Here is a 15,501-nt window from a genome sequence, read left to right on the forward strand (position 1 = left end):
CGCCGAGCGCGCCCGGGCCGCGCTGTCGGCCCTGCCCGCGGGCCCGGCGCGCCGGGCCCTCGGGCAGCTGTGCGACGAGGTCGTCGGCCGCTCCGCCTGAGCCCTGCCGGGGATCGTTCCCCGGGCCCGTCCCGGCCACGGCCGAACGCGGGCGCCGTGCGCGCGGCGGCTCCTTCCGGGGCGCCGGATGGACTCCTGAGCAGTACTGCCCGACCCGGCTCAGGGCGCGTCCGGCACCGCTTCCTCCGGCCGCCACCGGGCGCCGCGAGCCCCCAGGACTCCTCGGATCGGCATGAGGGATCGGCATGAGCATTTCGCAGCGCCAGCCTCGACAGCCCGGGCCGAGGCGGGAACGGGCGGGGCCCGGTGAGGAACACCGGGCCCCGCCCGTTCGATGCCGCTGGTTCAGCCGATCACTGGCCGCCGTAGGGGTTCGGCTGGCCGTACTGGCCCGGGTAGGTACCGGGCCGGCCGGCCGCCACCGGGTCGTCGCCGTACTGGTTGGGGCCGGACTGGCCCTCCATGGCGCACAGGACGAGCACTACGATCGCGCCGATGATGGGGAGCAGGAGCAGGAAGAGCCAGGCGGCGCTGCGCCCGGTGTCGTGCAGGCGGCGGGAGTACACCGCCAGCAGCGGGACGATCGTGCCGAGTACGAAGATCCAAAGGATGAACGCGGCCGGTGTGGTCGTGTCCGAGCCGGCGCGCGCGATGTTGTTGAGCGCCGAGAGGACGAAGTACACGAGCACGTAGAAGAGGAAGAACCACCAGAACTCGCTGCGGCTTGCGCGCCCGCTGAAGGTGGCGTACTTGGAGTAGACGGTCTTGATGGATTGTCCGGAATTCATGTGGGGGCTCCTGTTGGTCGTTGATCGCGGACGGGCAGTGTCTCTGCCCGAGGGGTTCCATGGGCACACCGGTCCTCGGAACGATCGCCCTTGGTTCCATCGGGGCGGCCCGGGGCGGGCCGCGGATTCGGGTGGGTCCCGGGTGCTCACCGGGGCTCGGCGGGCTCGGATCAGGACTCGCTGCGGCCGTAGCCCTCGGGCTTGGTGAAGTCGAAGCCGTAGGGGCCCTGCTGGTCGCCCTGATCGCTTCCGGCCTCGGCCTGGCCGGCGACCGGGGGCTGGTTGCTGCCAGGCGGGTAGGGGCTGCCGGTCGGCTGGCCGTACGGCGAGGTCGCGGGCTGGCCCGGGGCGGCCGCGGTGCCATAGGGCTGGGCGCCGCCCTGGCCGTAGGGCTGGGGGGCCGGGGGCCGACCGTACGGCTGCGCCGCAGTGCCGTAGGGCTGGCCGCCCTGCGCCGGGGCACCGGTGCCCCGGGCCCCGTACCCGTAGGGCTGGTTCACGGCGCCGTAGGGCTGGGCGTACGGGTTGACGAAGCCGGCGGTCTGGCCTGTGGGGTCCAGCGGATCGGGACCGTACATGTTCGGGCCGTGGTGGCCCTCGGTCGCCAGGAGGACGAGCAGGATGATCGGGCCTGCGAACGGGATGAACGTCATGAAGAAGTAGGCGCCGGACCTGTTCGTGTCGTGCAGGCGGCGCCAGACGGCCGCGAGATAGGGCACGATGCTGCCCAGGGCGACAACCGTGATGAGCAGGCGGATGAAGATGCTCACGGCGGGGGGATCGTAGCTGTAGCTGCCGTACCGGGTGCGTGTCGCGGTGGGAAGAACGAGCATCAGATCGATGAAGCACAGCACGAGGATGGTACCGGCGTACGCCAGGTAGAACCACCAGAACTCGCTGCGACTGGCGCGACCGTTGAAGGTCGCGTATTTCTTCGCGTAACAGGTCGAGACCGCTTCGGTGAAACTCATTCGTTCTCCTGTTGATCCGTGGGGTGCTGACCCGTCAGTATGGCACGGGACCCGGTGCCGGCGCCACGGTGTTCGGAATCATTGCCGCGGGAACGGCGAGTGCCCGCCCGGTGCGGGCGCGCGGCCCCACTGCTGCGGGCCTCACCAGATGTGCACGCGCTCGCCGGGATCCAGCCACATCCCGTCCCCGGGCGCGGTGCCGAAGGCCTCGTGGAAGGCGTCCACGTTCCTCGCCACCTGGTTGCAGCGGATCTCGTCGGGCGAATGCGGGTCGGTGGCCAGCCGCTGGCGCAGCTGCTCGGGGCGCGAGAGGTCCTGCCACACCTGGGCCCAGCCGAGGAAGAGGCGCTGGGCGCCCGTGCGGCCGTCGATCGGCTCGGGTTCGACGCCCCCCGTGGAGATCAGCCAGGCCTCGTGGGCGATGGACAGGCCGCCGAGGTCGCCGATGTTCTCGCCGATCGTCAGCTCGCCGTTGACGTGGGCGTCGTCGATACCGGTGGGGGACAACGCGTCGTACTGCTCGACGAGCGCGTGCGTGCGCCGCCGGAACGCCTCGCGGTCCTCGTCGGTCCACCAGTCGCGCAGGCGCCCGTCGCCGTCGCAGGTGGAGCCCTGGTCGTCGAAGCCGTGACCGATCTCGTGGCCGATCACCGCGCCGATGCCACCGTAGTTCACCGCGTCGTCGGCCGCCGGGTTGAAGAACGGCGGCTGCAGGATGGCGGCCGGGAAGACGATCTCGTTGCGCAGCGGGTGGTAGTAGGCGTTGACCGTCTGCGGGTGCATGAGCCACTCCTCGCGGTCGACCGGCCCGGAGAGCTGCTCGATGGTGCGATCGAACTCGAAGGACTCGGCGCGCAGCACGTTGCCGACCAGGTCGTCCGCCCGGATCTCGAGCGCCGAGTAGTCGCGCCATCGGGACGGGTAACCGATCTTGGCGCGGAACTTCCCGAGCTTGTCGAGCGCCTCGGCGCGGGTGGCGTCGGTCATCCAGTCGAGTCCGCTGATCGAGGCCCGGTAGGCCTCGAGCAGATTGGCGACCAGTCGGTCGGCGGCGGCCTTCGTGGCGGGCGGGAAGTGCTCCGCGACGTAGAGGCGGCCGAGGGCCTCGCCCAGGACGCCCTCGGCGAGCGAGACGCCGCGCTTCCAGCGGGGGCGCTGGGTGGGCACGCCGTGCAGGGCCCTGGAGTAGAACTCGAAGTCCTCCGCCGACAGCTCACCCGTCAGGTAGGGGCTCAGGGCGTTGACCGCCTGCCAGCGCGCCCAGCTGCGCCAGGCCTTCAGCCGGTCGGCGGTGACCAGCTCGGCGACGGCGGCCGGAACGGTGCGGTTGCAGTTGACGACCTCGGCGACGGCCTCGGCGGGCAGCCGCGCGCCCTCGAGGAAGGCGTCCCAGCACAGGGCCGGGCTCTCGGCGGTGAACCGCTCCCAGGTCTGCGGGTGGTACATCTCGACCATGTCGCGGGTGCGCACCTTGTCCCAGTGGCGGGCGGCGATCTCGCGCTCGATCCCGTAGGCCGACTCGGCCTGCGCCCCGGGATGGGGGACGCCGGCGAGCTCGAGGCTCCTGGCGATGTGCGCGAGATACCTGCCGCGCAGCCCGGCGTGCTCGTCCAGCCGGTAGTACTCCTCGTCCGGCAGGCCGATGCCGGACTGGCCGATGAACATCAGGTAGCGGTTCGGGTCGCCCGGGTCGGCGTCGTTGTCGAGGTCCAGCGGCACGTCGATGCCGTGGCGGGCGCTCCAGCCCCAGAAGCGGGCCAGGTCCTCGACGGACCCGATGGCGTCGATGCGCTCGAAGACGGGCGCCAGGGGAGCCACGCCGGCCGCTTCGACGGCGTCCTCGTCCATGAAGGACGCGTAGAGGTTGGCGATACGGCCCTCGTCGGTCGCGGGGTCGGCGTCTGCGGACTGGGCCTCGATGATCTCGCGGATGGCCTTCTCGGAGTTCTCGCGCAGCTTGTCGAACGCGCCCCAGGAGCCGCGGTCGGCCGGGATCCGGGCGGTTCTCAGCCACGACCCGTTGACGTGTCGGAACAGGTCCTCGGTGGCTGGCACGTCATGGTCGAAGTCCTCGAAGTGGAAAGCCGGTTCACTCACGGTAGGCAAGGCTACCTGCGCTCGCCGGGGTCCCCGCCCGCCGCGGGCCTCACGCCCGCCAGGTGTCGGGGCCCGCGATGAGGGCCGCCAGCGCCTCGTCCGAGGCGGGGTCCCCGTCGTAGGAGGCCTGCTCCCGGCGGACGTGCTCGCGCACCAGGTCGTCATGGACGGGCCGTTCGACGTCGCGGAAGACGCCCACCGGGGCGCGGTCCATCTCGCCGGCCGCCGTAAGGCGGCTCAGTGCGAAGGCCCTGCTCGGGTCGTCGATCGCGGGGTCGTGGACGAGAATCTCGTCCAGGCCGACCTCGGCCACCTCGACGACCCGGACCCCGCCGCTGCCGTCGGCCACGACGCCCAGATGATCGTCGTGGCCGAAGAGGATCGGCTCGCCCGCGCGCAGCCGGATGACCGCCTCCGCGCCCTCGGGCCCGCGCAGCGCCCCGTAGGCGCCGTCGTTGAAGACCGCGCAGTTCTGGTAGATCTCCACGAACGAGGCCCCGCGGTGTCTCGCCGCCGCCCCGATCGTCGCCGTCAGCCCCGCCTTGTCGGCGTCCAGGGCCCGTGCCACGAAGGTGGCCTCGGCCCCGAGCGCCAGGCTCATCGGGTTGAGCGGGGCGTCGACCGATCCGGCCGGGCTCGACTTCGTCATCGCGCCGACCGGCGAGGTGGGGGAGTACTGGCCCTTCGTCAGGCCGTAGATGCGGTTGTTGAACAGCAGGATCGTCAGGTTCACATTGCGCCTCAGCGCGTGCACCAGGTGGTTCGCGCCGATCGACAGAGCGTCGCCGTCGCCGGTCACCACGAAGACGGCCAGGTCCTCGCGGGTCGCGGCCAGGCCGGTCGCCAGCGTCAGCGCGCGCCCGTGGATCGAGTGCATGCCGTAGCTGTTCATGTAATAGGGCAGGCGGCTGGAGCAGCCGATGCCCGAGATCACGACCGTGTTCTCACGTTTGACCCCCAGCTGGGGAAGCACCGACTGGAGGGCCGACAGGATCGTGTAGTCGCCGCAGCCCGGGCACCAGCGCACCTCCTGGTCGGAGACGAAGTCCTTGCGCCCGGTCGGCTCGACGGCCAGCGGCACCCCCGCCAGCCCGTCGGGGCTCGTGGGCGCGTCCAGCAGGCCGGTGGCCTGATGCGGCACGGTGGTCCTCATCGGTGGTCCTCCTCGGGACTCTCGTTCCTGTCCGCGGCGCCGAGCTCCTCGAGCTGCCCGGCCAGATGGTCGGTCAGTTCGTCCACGCCGAGCGGCAGTCCGCGCACCCGGTTGTAGCTGCGCGCGTCGACGAGGTACCTGGCGCGCAGGATCATCGCGAACTGGCCGAGGTTCACCTCGGGGACGACGACCCGCTCGTAGGCGCGCAGCACCTGCCCGAGGTTGGCCGGCAGCGGGTTCAGCGTGCGCACCTGCACCTGGGCGATGTCGGCGCCGGCCTCGCGCAGGTTCCGCACGGAAGCCGTGATCGGACCCCACGCCGAGCCCCAGCCGACGACGAGCATCCTGGCCGCGCCGCCCGGGTCGTCCACCTCGGCGTCGGGTACCGGGATGCCGGCGATGCGCCTCGCCCTGGTCAGCACCATCTGCTCGTGGTTGAGCGGGGAGTAGGTGACCGTGCCGGCCTCGACCGATTTCTCCAGGCCGCCCAGACGGTGCTCCATGCCCGGCGCCCCCGGCACCGCCCACGCGCGGGCCAGCGTCGACTCGTCGCGCCGGTACGGCAGGTAGACCGGGTCGCCCCGCTCGTCGACGCCGTTCGGCTCGGTGATCAGGTGCGGGGCGATCGGGGGGATCGCGGCGAGATCGGGCAGGCGCCACGGTTCGGCGCCGTTGCCCAGGAAGGCGTCGGTGAGCATGACGACGGGCGTGCGGTACTCGACGGCCATGCGGCAGGCCAGCACGGCCACGTCGAAGCAGTCCGCCGGCGAGGCCGCCGCGACGACCGGCAGCGGCGACTCGCCGTTGCGGCCCCACATGGCCTGCAGCAGGTCGCCCTGCTCGGGCTTGGTGGGCATGCCGGTCGAGGGGCCCGCGCGCTGCACGTCGACGACGACCAGCGGCAGCTCGCTCATCACGGCCAGGTTGATCATCTCCTGCTTCAACGCGAAGCCGGGGCCCGAGGTGGTGGTGACGCCCAGCGAACCGCCGAAGCTCGCGCCGAGGGCCGCGCCGACGCCGGCGATCTCGTCCTCGGCCTGGAAGGTGACGACCCCGTGCGAGGCCCTCCTGCTCAGCTCGTGCAGCAGGTCGGACGCCGGGGTGATCGGGTAGGAGCCGACGAACAGCTGCAGCCCGGCGCGGTGGGCGCCGACCATGAGGCCGTAGGCGGTGGCGGTATTGCCCGTGACCTGGCGGTAGCGGCCCCTCGGCATGGGGGCCGGGCCCACCTCGTAGCGCACGGCGAAGAGCTCAGCCGTCTCGCCGTAGTTCGCGCCGGCCCTGAGGGCGGCGATGTTGGCGTCACGGACGGCCGGGTTCTTGGCGAACCGACGGCCGAGCCAGTCGATCGTCTCGTCGACGGGGCGCGAGTACAGCCAGCTGACGAGCCCCAGCGCGAACATGTTGCGGCAGCGCTCGGCGTCCTTGCGGCCCAGGCCGCCGGCTCCGACGACGGTACCGGTCAGCGCGGTCATGTCCAGGTGGACCATCTGGTAGGCGCTCAGAGAGTCGTCCTCGAGGGGGCTGGTCGCGTAGCCGACCTTCTCGAGGGCGCGGGCGGTGAAGCCGTGGTCGTCCACGATGACGAGCCCGCCGCGCTTCACATCGGCGACATTGGCCCGCAACGAGGCCGCGTTCATGGCCACGAGCACGTCGAGGCGCTCGCCGGGGGTGGTGACGTCCCGGTCCGCGAACTGGATCTGGAAGCTGCTGACGCCGGCGACCGTGCCCTGCGGGGCACGGATCTCGGCCGGGTAGCTGGGGAAGGTGGCGATGTCGTTGCCGAGGCCCGCCGACTCCGAGCCGAAGCGGCCACCGGTCAGCTGCATGCCGTCGCCCGAGTCGCCCGCGAAACGGATGACGACGCGGTCGAGCCGGCGGGGCCGGGTGCTGGTCTGATCGGTGTCCATGTCTGGTCCTCACTGCTCGGGTGCACCGTCCGGTCGCGGATCCGCTGGGTGCGGCGGACCTGTCGGGGGCCGGGGCGCCCTGTCGCAGGCCCGCACTCGCCCAGCGGTTCTCCTACGAGAAGGTGACCCCGCTGTGCGCCCTCCACGGTAGCCGTGCCGCATGGGCCGGTTCCAAGCCCTGACGAGGGCGGACCGCTACGCTGAGAGCATGTCTTCTGCGGCTCCGGGTGCGGTCGCCACGGTGCGGCGTCTCGGCGCCGATCTCGTCGCGGCCGCGCGTGCGCGCATCGTCCGCCGCGGCTTCTACGGCACCGGGCTCATCGCCATCGGCGCGCTGAGTCCGGCCTATCTGCCGCGCAGCTCCCCGTGGTGGCGGCTGCTCGCCTCCCTGCGCCTGGAGGGCTCGCTCTCGAAGATCATCGGCACCGTCGTCACGATGGCCGGCCTGCTGCTGGTGATGAGCGCCTGGTTCGCGCTGCGCCCGGCCCAGGACCGTCCCGGCAGGCGCGGCCCGCAGGTCTACCGGCACATCAAGCACTGGGCCGTGCTGGCCATCTGGTCGGCCCCGTTCCTGCTCGCCCCGCCCATCTTCAGCCACGACGCCTACTCCTACGCGGCGCAGGGCTGGCTGGTGCACAACGGCATCAACCCGTACTACTCGGGGCCCGGCGTGCTGCCCGGCGCCTTCGCCGACCAGGTCTCCTGGACCTGGCGGGACACCCCCAGCCCGTACGGCCCGCTGTCGATGCAGATCTCGCACCTGCTGCTGCACGTCTTCGGGTTCGCCCCGTACTGGTCGGCCGTCGCCCAGCGCGTTCCGGCGCTGGTGGGCGTCGTCATCATCTGCGTCTGCCTGCCCCGCATCTCGGCGCGCCTGCACATCGACCCGGCCTTCACCGCCTGGTTCGGCACGCTCAACCCGTTGTTCATCATCGACTTCGTGGGCGGCTGCCACAACGACGCGCTCATGATGGGCCTGGTCGTCCTCGGCCTGTGGTTCGCGACCACACCGCCGGCCGAGCGCACCCCGCAGACCAGGCGCCGCAGCTGGACCGATGGGGGTTGGTGGTGGCTGCTCGGCGCGGCGGCCTGCGGCGTCGGCGCGTCCATCAAGCAGCCGGCCCTGCTCGCCGCCTACGTCGTGCCGATGCTGGCCCGCCGGTGGTCGGGGCTGAGCCTGCGCGAGAGCCTCGTCTCGGTCTCGCGCATCCTCGTCTCGATGATCATCGCGATCGGCACCTTCGCCGGGATCAGCCTGTGGACCGGGCTCGACTTCGGCTGGTACAACGCGGTCGGGGTGCCCGGCAGCTCGAACTCGCCGGCGCCCTCGACGATCGTCGGCCAGCTCGTCCAGCTCGGCCTCCGCATGACCGGCGGCGACCCGTCCAGTCGTACCGCCATCGACGTCAGCCACACCGCGTTCCTGGCCGTCGGTGTCCTGCTGCTCGCCATCACCGCCCCGACGGTGGCCCGCCGCAGGCCCGCCTCCTTCGTCTCGTGGGGCTATCTCGTCGTCGCCATGGCCAGCCCGGCCCTGCATTCGTGGTACATGCTCTGGGGCGGTCTGACACTGCCGCTGGCCCGTCCGAGCTCGCGCCAGGTCTCCGCCGCCATCTGGGTGAACTTCGCACTGCTCGGTTACGACGCCATCGACATGAGTCTGCGCAACAACGGCCTGGCGATCTCGATCGCCGCCGTCATCGCCTTCCTGTTCATGACCTGGTCGCACGTCTCGTCGGTCAGCACGCCCCGCCATGTGCCCGAGACGGCGGCGCACATGGTCGTCGTGGACGGCTGATGCGGAGGGGCTCGTCGTCGAGAGCGGCAGGGTCGGGCTTCCCGGGGGCGGATGCTCTTGCCGGCTGACGCCGACCGGCCGGAGAACCCGCACGGGACGCCGCCCCTGTACGGTCCGGCCGCATGCGCATGCCGCGGATGCCCGGCGCGCGGTCCTCACAGCCGGGCGGTGTCGTAGGTCACGACGACCGGGCAGTGATCGCTCACGCGGGCCGAGCCGTCCGGGTCCCGCTCGGTCGTCCCGCTGACGGCCGTCCTCGCGAGCCCCGGGGCGGCCAGGTGGTAGTCGATGCGCCAGCCGGTGTCCCGGGCGAAGGCCCGGCCCATCCAGCTCCACCACGAGTAGGGTCCGGACTCGTCCGGGTGCAGCGAGCGCACCACGTCGACGAGCGTGCGCGGACCGAGCTGCTCGGCCAGCCAGGCCCGCTCCTCGGGCAGGAAGCCGGAGGCCTTCTGCGCCGGGCGCCAGTTCTTCACATCCGCTCTGTCGCGAGCGATGTTGAAGTCGCCGACGACGACGAACTGGCGCCCGGCCCGGGCGGCGGCCCTGCGCGAGCGGGCGAGTTGGGGCCGGAACCCCTCGAGGAAGCGCATCTTGCGCTCGTAGCGGTGGCGCACGCCCTCCAGCTGCTCCGGCGTGGGGGCCCTCGTGCGGACGCTCGGAGCGAGCAGCGAGTCGCCCTTGGGCAGGTAGAGGCAGGCCACGGTGACCGGCTCGTCGGCCAGGTCGACCTCGAGGTAGCGGCCCTCGTCGACGAATTCTCCGAGTGCGCGGGCCAGCGCCCCGCCGGCCAAACCCACTCGTCCCGGATCGATGGGGGTCGTCCGCTCGTCGCCGACCGAGAAGACCTCGCCTCCCCAGGTGCGCACGGCGGTGGCCGGCGCGCGGGTCAGGACGGCCACGCCGTTGCGGCCGGCGAGCACGCCCGGGCAGTAGGCGCCGCGGTAGCCCTCGAAGATCCCCGACGGCAGCCGGTCGGCCGGGCAGCGCGTCTCCTGCAGGCAGATCACGTCGGGGGAGCGGCGCCGGATCCACGCGCTCAGGCCGCGGCGCCGGGCGGCGCGGATGCCGTTGACGTTGTAGGTGGCGAGGGTCAGCACGGGGGTCAGACTACCGGGGCGGACCGGTCCGCCAACGGGGTGCGCGCGGGGGCGATGGGCACGATCTGACAAACTGGGGACATGACGAGAACTGCTTCCCCCGGGGCGGGGGCGACCGCGAGGGTCCCGTCCTTCTGCTCCGGCACCACTCTGCTGGCCGCCGCCCTGGCCATCGTGATCGGCCTGGGCCTGGGATGGGGTCTGCTGTCCCCGGTCAACGCGCCCTTCCTGGCCTTCCCCTCGGTGATCGCCTCGGCCGTCCTGGTCATCCTCGCCGCCATCGGTCTGTTCCGCGACGGCAGGTCGGTCCGCATCGGCGACGCCCTCTTCATCGTCGCGGCCGCCGCCGACGTCGTCGTCGTCCAGTCGACCGCCCGTACCCTGCGCCCCGTCAGTGCCGGCACGCTCGTGGCCGCCGTCGTCATGTACGCGGCGATCGTCCTGGGCATCGTCTTCGTCTGCCGTCGTACCGCCGACGGCTCCGGCACCCCGCGCGCCGTCCAGCCGAAGTACCCGAGCGGGCCCGCCCCGCGCGCCGGGCAGAGCGTCGCCGGGGCCGAATGAGCCCTCGCGCGGGGCGCTCCGCCAGGAAGGCCGTCACCAGACCGGTCAGGCTCGACACCGAGCCCCGGCGCAGCCGTGCCGCCCTCGCCGCCGCCATCGGTGCGGGCCTCCTGCTGCTCGTCCTGGTGGTCGTCCCCCCCGTGCTGCGCTCGACCGAGGGCGCCACGTCCGAGGCCGCCTACGCGGGCATCCTGCTGCTGGCCATCGCCGCGGTGCCGGTCGGCGCCGTCCTGCTCGTACTGGCGGTCATCGGACTCGTCCGAAGCCGCGGCACGCCCCGGGTCGGCGCCGTCCTGCTCGTCGTCGACGGGGCGGTGCAGCTCGTCTACGGCCTGGTCGAGAGCTCGAGCCTGATCATCGATGATCTGCGCGACTCGGTCCTCATGTGGAGCTGGGCGGTCCTCAGCATCCTGGTCACCGTCGTGGGCTGCGTCCTCGTGCTGGCCAGGCCGAGACCCGTGGGCCTCGTCAAGGAGCACCGCCGCAGGAGCGACGGGCCCTGAGGAGGTGCCGCTCCAGCCGAATTTCCCCTCCGGATGAAGGATTGGTAAAATCATTCGACGCACGGCAGGTTGCCCGAGCGGCCAATGGGAGCGGTCTGTAAAACCGTCGGCGATGCCTACGAAGGTTCGAATCCTTCACCTGCCACCACCACGGGGCCGAGGCCTCGCGGGACGAGGAGCCCCGCATCGGATGGATGCGGGGCTCCTCTGCGTCCTCGGAGCCGCCGCGCCCCGGACGGGCCCGGCAGGAGAGATCCCGCGGAGGGCTCCGCCCCGTTCGCCGGGCTCCTGGTGCCGCTGCGGACCGGACGCCGGTGCGGGGCCGGTCCCGTTCTCGAGCCGCCGGCCCCCGCCCCCGGGGGACAGCTTCGGCGGTGGCCTTGATGAGGACGCTCACAGGGCGCCGGCTCCCGCCCCCGGGGGACAGCCCGCCGGGAAGACTGTTCGCAGTTGGCGGATGCTCGTAAAAATCGCTTGTGACAAGGAGATCCTCCCTGCTGGGAGAGGCCGGTGGATGCGCCCGGGCGAATGACGCCGCCCTGGGGAACAACGTTGCGGACCTCCTGGTTTCACCAGGTGACCGGCATCCAACGACCAGGAGGTACACGCAGTGTCGCTCGTAGGAACCCAGCTCCTTCCCTTCAGGGCCACCGCCTTTCACCAGGGCGACTTCGTCCAGATCACCGACGAGGACCTGCGGGGCCGGTGGGCCGTGGTCTTCTTCTACCCGGCGGACTTCTCCTTCGTCTGCCCCACCGAGCTCGGCGACCTGGCCGACCACTACGACGAGTTCACCTCCCTCGGCGTCGAGATCTACGCAGCCTCCACCGACACCCACTTCGTCCACGCCGCCTGGCACGCCGGCTCCGACCAGGTCGGGAAGGCGCAGTACTACATGCTCGGCGACCCCTCCGCCCAGCTGGCCGCCAACTTCCAGGTGCTTCGCGAGGGCGAGGGTCTGGCCCACCGCGGCACTTTCCTCATCGACCCCGACGGCGTCATCCAGCTCATGGAGGTCAGCGCCGACGGCATCGCCCGCGACGCCTCCGAGTTGCTGCGCAGGGTCCGTGCCGCCCAGTACGTCCGCCAGCACCCCGACCGGGTCTGCCCCGCCCACTGGGACGAGACCGGAGACGCCCTGGCCCCGGGCCTCGACCTCGTCGGCAAGATCTGACCCGCGGAACAACCGACGACCGGGAGGCACGACCATGGCGGTTCTCGACGAGAGGATCATCGCCCAGCTGCGCGCATTGATGGACCGCATCACCCGGCCCGTCGAGCTCGTCGTCAGCCTCGACGGCCGTGAGCAGTCGGACCGGATCGACGACATGCTCGGGCAGGTCGTCGCCCTGTCCGAGCGCATCAGTGTCCGGCGCGACGACACCGCCCACGACCGCAGACCGTCCTTCTCCCTCACCTCGCCGGGGACCGGGATCCGGATCACCTTCTCGGCGCTGCCGCTGGGCCACGAGTTCACCTCGTTCGCCCTGGCCCTGCTCCAGGTCGGCGGCAACCCCGTCAAGCTGGACGAGACGGCCGTCGAGGCCGTCGAGGCGGTCCGGACCGAGCAGGAGTTCACCACCTACATCTCGCTGACCTGTCAGAACTGCCCGACCGTCGTCCAAGCCATCAACACCATGGCGGTCGTCAACCCGAGGATCCACCACACCGTCGTCGACGGCTCCCTGTTCCGCGACGAGGTCGAGGCGCGGAACATCCTGGCCACCCCGACCGTCCACCTGAACGGGGAACTCTTCGGACAGGGCCGCATGGAGATCGCCCGGATCATCGCCGCACTCGACCCCGCGGCCGGCGTGGCGGCCGCCGCCGGCCTCGACGACCGGGCGCCCTACCAGGCGCTCGTCATCGGGCAGGGCCCGGCCGGCGTCTCGGCGGCCGTCTACCTGGCCCGCAAGGGCATCCGTACCGGCATCATCGGCGACCGCTTCGGAGGCCAGGTCAACGACACCATGGCCATCGAGAACCTCATCTCCGTACCGCGCACCGAGGGGCCGGAACTGGCCCGCGACCTGCGCGTCCACGCGAGCGAGTACGACGACATCGACATCATCGACGGCCGTACCGCGACCGGCCTCGCCCCGGCCGGCGACGGCACCATCACGGTCCAAGTGGGCCCCGACGCGGCCCTGCGGGCCCGGACGGTCGTCCTGGCCACCGGCGCAGGCTGGCGCCGGATGGGCGTGCCCGGCGAGTCGGAGTACCGCAACAGGGGCGTCACCTACTGCCCCCACTGCGACGGCCCGCTCTTCAAGGGCAAGGACGTGGCCGTCATAGGCGGCGGCAACTCCGGCGCCGAGGCGGCGCTCGACCTGGCCGGTGTCGTCAGGCGCGTCACCGTCATCGAGTTCATGCCCGAGTGCGGGGCCGACGAGATCCTGCTGCAGCGCATGGGCGGGGCCCCGAACATCGAGGTCGTCACGAATGCCGCGGTTCAGGAGGTGATCGGCGACGGCGCCCGCGTGCGGGCGATCCGCTACCAGGACCGCGCCGGCGGCGAGAGCACCCGGCTCGAGCTCGACGGCGTCTTCGTCCAGATCGGCTTGGTGCCGAACACCGGATGGCTGGACGGCTCGGTCGAGCTCGACGGCCGCGGCCAGATCGTCATCGACGCCGGCGGCGCCACCAGCATGCCCGGCGTCTTCGCCGCCGGCGACTGCACGAATGCGCCCTACAAGCAGATCGTCATCGCCTCGGGCGCCGGCGCCACTGCTGGCCTGTCGGCCTGGGACTGGCTGATCCGCGGTTGAGGACCGCGGCCGGCGGCCCCGAGCGCGGAACGGGTCCGTCTGGAACCGGGCGGGTCCGTTCATCGTGTCGGGGCCGGTCAGCCGAGGAACGTCCCGTCGAGCGCGTAGGTGCGCACCGGGGCCGAGTCGGTCGTGACGACGACCTGCCAGTAGTCCTCCGACCAGCGCACCTGAAGGCCCTGGTAGAGGCCGACGTCCGGGTCTCCGCGGCACGCCTCGGCGATCTGCTCGAGCACCTGCGGATCGACGTCGTTCCAGCCGAACTGCCCGATCGGGGCGACCGGTTCGGCGTCCACGACGTCACTGGCGAGCACTGCGGGGATCGCCGCCCCGCGCGCCTGGAGGTGCGTGGCCGACGCCGCCTGCCCCGATCTGGTCGAGATCTGCTGGAGGACCTGGATCGACTCCTCGCCCGGGTCCTCCTGGTCCTGGCGGATGGCGATCCGCGACAGGGAGGCGTTGCCGGTGAGGGCCGGCAGCGTCTCGTCGATCGCCTCCGTGACGGATTCGGACGAGGAGAACCCGTCCCACAGCGTCAGCTCCCCGCCCCCGGTCCCCGGGGCCTCGAGCCAGGCGTCGGTGAGCGCGTAGCCGCCATCATCGGGGTGGGCGGGGTCGACCGGGCACAGGACCGAGTACGCGATCGGGCTGCCGGCCGTCGCCGTGACGTGGACCTGCGGGATGCCGTCGTCGCACCGGGCCCCCAGCCAGAGCGACTGCAGCCGGTTGAGATCGATGCTGTCCCGGCTCAGCCCGATCAGCTGCTCCTCGCTGGTCTCCCCGCTCGTCGGGGCGCTGAGGTCCGGTCCGTAGAAGTAGCGGACGGCCCTGGTCCCGCTCAGGCCCTCGACCCCGATGCCGTTCCAGCTCACGACGATGCGCATCAGCTGGAAGGAGGGGTCGGCGGTGAGCGTCCGGCCGATCGCCCGGTCGACGGACTCCGGGGTGGCGACGGAGTCGTCGCGCTGAGGGGTCGTCGGGGCGGGCGGGCTCGGCGGGGGTTCGCGCTTCCTCGGCGAGGAGGCCCCGGCGATGGCGCCGATGATGACGGCCATGAGCACCAGGAACAGGGTCACCAGGACGGCCAGGCAGCCGACGCCGCCTACGAGGATGCGGTGCTTCATGACAGGGGCTCCTCTGCGATGGGGGCGGGGGCGGCGGGACCCCATGGAATGGAGCTCCACCCGGGGTTGCCTGATGATCCTAGCCATTCGCCCGCTCGAACCCGCTGAAGGGGCCTTGCCGCTCCCCGGAGCCCTGCGTCCGCGCCGGATCGGGGCGATTTGAGAACCGGGGTCCTCGTCCGGTAATCTTCTTCCTCGGCTGGCCCCTATAGCTCAGCCGGTAGAGCGTCTCCATGGTAAGGAGAAGGTCTGCGGTTCGATTCCGCATGGGGGCTCCGCTGCGGCGGGGATCGCACACCGCGTGATCCCGGCGACTGCCGCGGCTGCCTGCGGGCCGGGGACCCGGGCCGCAGGGGCGGGATAGCTCAGGCGGTAGAGCAAGCGGCTCATAATCGCTGTGTCGCGGGTTCGAGTCCCGCTCCCGCTACCGGGTCGTGGCGCTTGTGCGCCACGGCTTTCGTGCGAGACGGCGCAGACGCCGGCGGGTGGCCTCGACATGGGCGGGGCGCCTGCGGGCGCCTCGAACGAGACGTGCTCCTGCGAGCACCGGCAAGACGAGGGGTTCGATCATGGCCAAGAAGTCCGGGGACGTCCGCCCCAAGATCACGCTTGCCTGCACCGAGTGCAAGGAGCGCAACTACATCACCAAGAAGAACCGCCGCAAC

General features: G+C 71.8%; 13 protein-coding genes and 3 tRNA genes. 9 read left to right on the forward strand and 7 right to left on the reverse strand.

What is annotated here, in order from left to right; genetic code table 11:
* Positions 1 to 413: 413 nt before the first annotated feature.
* The 5 genes from R2N01_RS08865 to R2N01_RS08885 all read right to left on the reverse strand — a co-directional run bounded on the left by R2N01_RS08865 (position 414) and on the right by R2N01_RS08885 (position 6,979).
* Complete coding sequence (locus tag R2N01_RS08865; protein WP_316670398.1) at positions 414 to 848, reverse strand: DUF805 domain-containing protein; 435 nt, start codon at positions 846 to 848, stop codon at positions 414 to 416.
* 170 nt (positions 849 to 1,018) lie between these two features.
* Positions 1,019 to 1,819 (reverse strand): DUF805 domain-containing protein, encoded by an 801-nt coding sequence (locus tag R2N01_RS08870; RefSeq protein ID WP_316670399.1) that lies wholly within the window; start codon positions 1,817 to 1,819, stop codon positions 1,019 to 1,021.
* 141 nt (positions 1,820 to 1,960) lie between these two features.
* Entirely contained in the window at positions 1,961 to 3,916 is a 1,956-nt protein-coding gene (locus R2N01_RS08875; RefSeq protein ID WP_316670401.1) for a M13-type metalloendopeptidase, read from the reverse strand.
* A gap of 49 nt (positions 3,917 to 3,965) precedes the next feature.
* Complete coding sequence (locus tag R2N01_RS08880) at positions 3,966 to 5,069, reverse strand: 2-oxoacid:ferredoxin oxidoreductase subunit beta (protein ID WP_316670402.1); 1,104 nt, start codon at positions 5,067 to 5,069, stop codon at positions 3,966 to 3,968.
* Positions 5,066 to 6,979 carry a 2-oxoacid:acceptor oxidoreductase subunit alpha gene (locus R2N01_RS08885; RefSeq protein ID WP_316670403.1) on the reverse strand — a complete coding sequence of 638 codons (1,914 nt, stop codon included), beginning with the start codon at positions 6,977 to 6,979 and terminating at the stop codon, positions 5,066 to 5,068. Before R2N01_RS08885 ends, R2N01_RS08880 begins: the two co-directional genes overlap by 4 nt.
* A gap of 208 nt (positions 6,980 to 7,187) precedes the next feature.
* On the opposite strand from R2N01_RS08885, the gene mptB reads away from it, so the two are divergent.
* Positions 7,188 to 8,777 (forward strand): polyprenol phosphomannose-dependent alpha 1,6 mannosyltransferase MptB, encoded by a 1,590-nt coding sequence (gene mptB / locus R2N01_RS08890; protein WP_316670404.1) that lies wholly within the window; start codon positions 7,188 to 7,190, stop codon positions 8,775 to 8,777.
* Positions 8,778 to 8,932: 155 nt separating this feature from the next.
* Here the strand turns inward: mptB and R2N01_RS08895 are convergent, their stop codons facing one another.
* On the reverse strand, positions 8,933 to 9,874 hold the full coding sequence (locus tag R2N01_RS08895) for an exodeoxyribonuclease III (RefSeq protein WP_316670413.1): 942 nt from the start codon (positions 9,872 to 9,874) through the stop codon (positions 8,933 to 8,935).
* Positions 9,875 to 9,958: 84 nt separating this feature from the next.
* On the opposite strand from R2N01_RS08895, the gene R2N01_RS08900 reads away from it, so the two are divergent.
* From R2N01_RS08900 to ahpF, 5 genes are all read left to right on the forward strand, one after another.
* Entirely contained in the window at positions 9,959 to 10,441 is a 483-nt protein-coding gene (locus R2N01_RS08900) for a hypothetical protein (protein WP_316670405.1), read from the forward strand.
* Positions 10,438 to 10,944 (forward strand): hypothetical protein, encoded by a 507-nt coding sequence (locus tag R2N01_RS08905; RefSeq protein WP_316670407.1) that lies wholly within the window; start codon positions 10,438 to 10,440, stop codon positions 10,942 to 10,944. Before R2N01_RS08900 ends, R2N01_RS08905 begins: the two co-directional genes overlap by 4 nt.
* 63 nt (positions 10,945 to 11,007) lie before the next feature.
* Positions 11,008 to 11,092: transfer RNA gene (locus tag R2N01_RS08910), tRNA-Tyr, on the forward strand.
* A 462-nt stretch (positions 11,093 to 11,554) separates the two neighbouring features.
* Positions 11,555 to 12,118, forward strand: coding sequence for an alkyl hydroperoxide reductase subunit C (gene ahpC, locus R2N01_RS08915; RefSeq protein WP_316670408.1), 564 nt, complete (start codon positions 11,555 to 11,557; stop codon positions 12,116 to 12,118).
* A gap of 34 nt (positions 12,119 to 12,152) precedes the next feature.
* Positions 12,153 to 13,712 (forward strand): alkyl hydroperoxide reductase subunit F, encoded by a 1,560-nt coding sequence (gene ahpF / locus R2N01_RS08920; protein WP_316670410.1) that lies wholly within the window; start codon positions 12,153 to 12,155, stop codon positions 13,710 to 13,712.
* Positions 13,713 to 13,789: 77 nt separating this feature from the next.
* Here the strand turns inward: ahpF and R2N01_RS08925 are convergent, their stop codons facing one another.
* A complete protein-coding gene (locus R2N01_RS08925) occupies positions 13,790 to 14,836 on the reverse strand; it encodes a hypothetical protein (protein ID WP_316670411.1) in 1,047 nt (348 codons plus the stop codon).
* A 202-nt stretch (positions 14,837 to 15,038) separates the two neighbouring features.
* On the opposite strand from R2N01_RS08925, the gene R2N01_RS08930 reads away from it, so the two are divergent.
* The 3 genes from R2N01_RS08930 to rpmG all read left to right on the forward strand — a co-directional run.
* Positions 15,039 to 15,111, forward strand: a tRNA-Thr gene (locus R2N01_RS08930).
* Between the two features lie 79 nt (positions 15,112 to 15,190).
* Positions 15,191 to 15,263, forward strand: a tRNA-Met gene (locus R2N01_RS08935).
* 142 nt (positions 15,264 to 15,405) lie between these two features.
* A partial coding sequence (gene rpmG / locus R2N01_RS08940; RefSeq protein ID WP_316670415.1) for a 50S ribosomal protein L33 occupies positions 15,406 to 15,501 on the forward strand: 96 nt, incomplete at its 3' end.

The sequence above is a fragment of the uncultured Propionibacterium sp. genome (genome assembly GCF_963539965.1).
Lineage (GTDB): Bacteria > Actinomycetota > Actinomycetes > Propionibacteriales > Propionibacteriaceae > Propionibacterium.